Here is a 323-nt window from a genome sequence, read left to right on the forward strand (position 1 = left end):
TGCGCCGCTGGGACATCCAGGCCGGCAAACAGGTGGCCGACCTCATTCGCGCGCGTGCGGGTGACGAGTGGCGTTACGAGGAACGGGTCGCCGAACTGGAGAGCGACCTCGAGGAGTCGCGTGAGCTGCGCATGAAGCTGGAGCAGCGGCTGCGGGCCAAGCGCGCCGAACTGGCCGGGCTGCGCAACGAACACGCGTCCCTGCTGCGCCGTTACGCCACGGCGGAGACGGAGCGGGCGAGCGCCCTGGAGGGCCGCCGCCTGCTCGAGATAGAGAGCGGGGTGCCGGCCCTGGCGCTGCCACCCGCGCGGGCCGCGCAGGAC

1 pseudogene is annotated in these 323 nt (G+C 73.1%); it reads left to right on the forward strand.

Annotated elements, in window-relative coordinates:
* Positions 1–323, forward strand: a pseudogene (locus BZL64_RS38595) (hypothetical protein); the annotation flags it as partial.

Origin of the sequence: Streptomyces bobili, from assembly GCF_002154575.1 — a bacterium.
Taxonomy (GTDB): domain Bacteria; phylum Actinomycetota; class Actinomycetes; order Streptomycetales; family Streptomycetaceae; genus Streptomyces; species Streptomyces bobili.